Source organism: Streptomyces capoamus (genome assembly GCF_014654935.1).
GTDB classification, from domain to species: Bacteria; Actinomycetota; Actinomycetes; order Streptomycetales; family Streptomycetaceae; genus Streptomyces; species Streptomyces capoamus.
Genome location: NZ_BNBF01000005.1, coordinates 332,787 through 335,740 on the forward strand (window position 1 = coordinate 332,787; position 2,954 = coordinate 335,740).

Annotated in this window: 2 protein-coding genes and 1 pseudogene; 1 reads left to right on the forward strand and 2 read right to left on the reverse strand. The window is 70.9% G+C overall.

Annotated elements, in window-relative coordinates:
• Both IE312_RS39575 and IE312_RS11265 read right to left on the reverse strand, forming a co-directional pair.
• Positions 1 to 162 (reverse strand): annotated as a pseudogene (locus IE312_RS39575) (non-reducing end alpha-L-arabinofuranosidase family hydrolase); the annotation flags it as partial.
• Positions 163 to 198: 36 nt separating this feature from the next.
• The gene (locus IE312_RS11265) at positions 199 to 1,839 is read right to left on the reverse strand and encodes a glycoside hydrolase family 43 protein (protein WP_189980852.1); all 1,641 of its coding nucleotides are present in this window, start codon (positions 1,837 to 1,839) and stop codon (positions 199 to 201) included.
• Between the two features lie 277 nt (positions 1,840 to 2,116).
• On the opposite strand from IE312_RS11265, the gene IE312_RS39580 reads away from it, so the two are divergent.
• On the forward strand, positions 2,117 to 2,954 hold an 838-nt coding region (locus IE312_RS39580), incomplete at its 3' end, for a glycoside hydrolase family 27 protein (protein WP_229899527.1).

Below are 2,954 nucleotides of genomic sequence, written 5' to 3' on the forward strand. Positions count from 1 at the left end.
CGGCACGTCGAGACAGCGGCCGGAGCCGACGCCGCGCAGGGCGCCGCTCGTGGCCGCCTGGGCCGGGCCGGCGACGAGCATCGCCGCCAGTGCGGCCAGTGCCGCGACCGCGGCGGCGAGTACCACGGACAGGTGCCCGCGGCCGGAACTCCGTTTGCGCATGGGGGCCTCGTCTTCCTCGAGTAGGCGGTGGTCGGTTCAGGGAGTGGATAGTTCGAACCGCGTGACGCGGACCGAGCCGCCGAGCGCCTGGGTGGCGTGGTTGAAGAGGGCGAACCGGTAGCCCATGAAGAACCGCCAGTCGTTGCCCAGGGAGAAGTCGGGCCCGAGGCGGGTGAAGGTGGTGCCGTCGGTGCTGTAGGAGAAGGTGCCGGGGCGTGCCGCGCCGGGGCGGATGTCGGCGCTCGCGCGCAGCCAGACGCGGCCGCCGGCGACGGCAGCGCTCGCGAGCTCGCGGCCGGTGCCGGTGGTGTTCCAGTTGCCGTCCATGGTCAGCCCGCCGACCATGACGACCCGGGTCGATCCGCCCTCGCGCTTGAGGCCGATCCAGGCGGAGGAGTCGCGCAGCAGTGCGAGTCCGGCCCGGTCGCCGTCCCGCATCGCGGAGTGGTCGAGCTGGACCGTGGCGGTGGAGGTGGGGCCCTGGATGCGGTGGGTGAGGGTGTTGCGGGCCCCGTACAGGTCGTCGGTGACCGTCGCGGTCCGCAGGGTCAGGCCGTTGCCGACCGACCACTTGGCGGGGTCGGGGTTGTGGTTCCACTCCCATCTCGGTATCAGGGACGTGCCGTCGAAGGTGTCCACACCGGTCATGGGGGTGACCTGGCGGGGAGGAGCGGGTACGGCCGGACTCGGGTACGACGTGCCCCAGGCCCCGTTCACCAGTTGCACGACGGGCCAGCCGTCCGCGGTCCAGGTGACCGGTGCCAGCACGGGCACGCGCCCGCCGGGGTAGGCGTCGACGAAGGCCAGGTAGTACCAGGCGCCGCCCTGCGTCTGCACCAGCCCGCCCTGGTGCGGGACGCCGCCGCCGGGGACCGGTCCGCGCAGGTCCAGGAGCACCTGCCGCAGCGTGTACGGGCCGAAGGGGCCGCCCGACGACTTCAGGACGTACTGCCCGTTCGCGGGGCGGGTCAGGAAGATGTAGTACCGCCCGCCGATCTTGTAGAAGCGGGAGCCCTCCAGGGTGCCGACGCTCGCCGGGGCCGTGAACACCTGCTGCGTACGGACCTGGGTGCGGCCGTCGGGCGAGAGCTGCGCCACGCTGATCGTGGTGTTGCCGTACGCCACGTACAGGGTGTCGTCGCTGTCGACCAGCAGCCCCGCGTCGTAGTAGGGCGTGCCGATCGTCGTCAGCCGGCTCCAGGGCCCCTCGGCGGCCGTCGCGGTGTAGACGTACGTCCGGGCGAAGTCGATCTGGCCCAGCCAGTAGAACGTCCGATTGGCCGGGCGGTAGGCCAGGGACGAGGCCCAGATCCCCCTGACGTAGCCGCGGCCCCCGTTCAGGTCGTACTTGGCGCCGAAGTCCAGGACCGGCACCGAGTGACCGGCGATCTCCCAGTGCACCAGGTCGTACGAGCGCAGGACGGGCGCGCCCGGGGAGTAGTGCATGGTCGAGGCCGAGGCGTAATAGGTGTCCCCGACGCGGATGACGTCGATGTCCGCGAAGTCCTGCCAGATCACCGGGTTCGTGAACTCCCCGGCGGCGGCGCCGGCCGGCCCCGGGGCGGGGGCGGCCGCGGCGCGGGAGGCGCCGGCGAGCGGGAGGGCCGCGCCGGCGGCGAGACCGGTGGCGGCGGCCAGGGCGCGACGACGGGAGAGCTGTTGATGAGGCCATGACATCTCCATAGACGGCTACTCCGCGTTCGGCATATCGAACTGCAGTCGAAGGATCGAGCATTTGGAGAATAGGGAAGCGGTGGGGGACGTCAACCCTTCCCGCAGGATTCGCTGATCCTGACGAAACATTCGGAGCACCATGGCGCGGGACGACGGCGAATCTCGCCGATCGTGTGGACACGACGGAGCACCTCCCTACTATCCCTGCCACCACTACTTTCCGAACGACGTCCGAAATTTCGGATCGCTTCAGGTGATCCTCCCGGGAAAAGGAGCCCAGGTGCCCAGACGACCAGGCGGACGACTGCTCCGCCTCCTCGCGACCGCAGCGCTGACGGTCACCGCGTCCATGACCGGCATCTCCCCCTCCACCGCCACGGCCGCTCCGGGCAGCCCGGCGCTCACCCCGCCGCTGGGCTGGAACAGCTGGAACAGCTTCGGGTGCGGGATCACCGAGGCCCAGGTGCGCCAGGCCGCCGACGCGATGGTGTCCTCGGGCATGCGGGACGCCGGTTACCGGTACGTCGTGGTCGACGACTGCTGGTTCGACCCGCAGCGCGACGCGGCGGGCAACCTGCGGGCCGATCCGGCCAAGTTCCCGAGCGGGATGAAGGCGCTCGGGGACTACATCCACGGCAAGGGGCTGAAGTTCGGCATCTACCAGGTTCCGGGGGAACGCACCTGCGCACAGGCCACAGGCGGCTACCCGGGGTCCACCGGCAGCCGGGGCCACGAGGCCCAGGACGCCGCCACGTTCGCCTCCTGGGGCGTCGACTACCTGAAGTACGACTGGTGTTCGCCGAGCGGCACCCGGGACGAGCAGGTCGCACGGTTCACGCTCATGCGCGACGCCCTGCGCGGCACCGGACGGCCGATCGTCTACAGCATCAACCCCAACAGCCTGCACGCCATCACCGGTGCCGGCTACGACTGGGGCCAGGTCGCCGACATGTGGCGGACCACCGAGGACCTGCTCGACATCTGGCAGAACGGCAACACCAACAGCTACCCGATGGGTGTCGGCAACGTCCTGGACGTCACCGCGCCGCTGGCGGCGCAGTCCGGTCCGGGACACTGGAACGACCCGGACATGCTGGTCGTCGGCCGTCCCGGCCTGT

Bases quoted from the DNA above. Each gene is read 5' to 3' on its own strand.
- IE312_RS11265 (WP_189980852.1), bottom strand. From the start codon at position 1,839: ATGTCATGGCCTCATCAACAGCTCTCCCGTCGTCGCGCCCTGGCCGCC.